Here is a 1,443-nt window from a genome sequence, read left to right as displayed (position 1 = left end):
CAATGCTGGCATCATCCGCTACGGCTCGGTCGAGGAGATCACGCTCGACGACATCGATACGATGCTGGCGGTGAACGTGCGGGCGGTGATCCTGGCGACGCAGGCGGCGCTGCCGCACATGTCCGAGGGCGGCCGCATCATCACGACCGGTAGCAATCTCGCCGACCGCGTGCCCGAGGCCGGGATGGCGCTCTATTCCGCCAGCAAGTCCGCCCTTGTCGCGCTGACCAAGGGCTTCGCCCGCGATCTAGGCCCGCGCGGAATTACCGTAAACTTGGTGCATCCGGGCTCGACCAACACCGACATGAACCCTGCCACCGGCCCCCATGCGGAGGCGCAACGACAGCGGATGGCGATCAGGGAGTATGGTCGGGTCGAGGACGTGGCTGCGCTCTACGCCTTCCTCGCGAGCCCGGAGGCGCGGTCGGTGAACGGCACGGGGTTCACTGTCGACGGTGGCGCGAACGCTTGACCGTCGAGCGCCCCTATGCCCTTGCGGGGGCCGGCTGAACCCATGTCCGGCCGGCCAGCATGCACGCTGCGCGTGACCGGCGAGGCACTGTGATTACAGGTCGTAAGCCTGGCAGATCATCTGGGCCGCCCGCTCTCCGATGACGGTGCAGGGCGCCTGGGTGTTTCCCGCCGTCACGCGCGGCATGATCGAGGCATCGGCGATGCGCAGAGCGTCGATCCCGTAAACCTTCAGCGAGGCGTCGACCACCGACATGGCATCGCGGCCCATCTTGGCCGTACAGCTCTGGTGCCAGTAGGTGACCGATGCATCGCGGATGAAGTCTTGGAGCGCCTCGCCCTTGATGTCGCCCGGCATGGCCTCGGCGCGGACATGCGGCCGAAACGCCCGGGCGTTGCCCAGCTCTCGGCAGAGATCCACGCAGGCGATGGCGGTCTTCATGTCCGCGGGATCGGACATCATGTTGGCATCAATGGCCAGCGGCGCCGACGGATCGGTGCTCGTCAGACGAAGCCGGCCGCGACTGGCCGGATGGGCGAGACCGGCGAACATCGTCCAGCCATGCGCCGGCACACCGCGCGAAGCGGTCCGATCGCTCGGCACGGGAAATTCGACCTGACAGAACAGAACGTCCGGCGCGTCGAGCTCGGGGCGGCTCTTCCAGTACAGGGTGGCCTCGCTGCCGCTGTTACGCGGGGCGATCGGCTCGGCATAATCCCAGATACATCCGAACGAGACGTGATCCTGAAAGTTCTGCCCGACGCCCGGCAGGTGCTGCACCACCGGGATCCCGAAGCGGGTCAGCTCCGCATGATCCCCGATGCCTGAATGCATCAGAACCTTGGGCGTCTGGATTGCGCCCAGCGACAGCACGACCTCGGCCCGAGCTCTGATCTCGAGGACTTGCCCGGCCCGCATCACTTCGACACCGACCGCGCGCCGATCCTCGATCAGGACCCGCCGCAGGGTCG

2 protein-coding genes are annotated in these 1,443 nt (G+C 66.9%); one reads left to right on the top strand and one right to left on the bottom strand.

Annotation, left to right across the window (positions count from 1 at the left end; all coding sequences use genetic code 11):
- The coding region (locus MFF42_RS26150; RefSeq protein WP_238258866.1) for an SDR family NAD(P)-dependent oxidoreductase at positions 1-472 on the top strand (472 nt) is incomplete at its 5' end.
- Positions 473-565: 93 nt separating this feature from the next.
- On the opposite strand, the gene MFF42_RS26145 is transcribed toward MFF42_RS26150, so the two are convergent.
- Positions 566-1,443 (bottom strand): GMC family oxidoreductase (locus MFF42_RS26145; protein WP_238258865.1); only part of this gene is annotated, 878 nt, incomplete at its 5' end.

The sequence above is a fragment of the Methylorubrum podarium genome (genome assembly GCF_022179745.1).
GTDB classification, from domain to species: domain Bacteria; phylum Pseudomonadota; class Alphaproteobacteria; order Rhizobiales; family Beijerinckiaceae; genus Methylobacterium; species Methylobacterium podarium.
The sequence above is the reverse complement of the archived record's forward strand: the minus strand, read 5'-3'. Positions and strand labels throughout refer to the sequence as shown.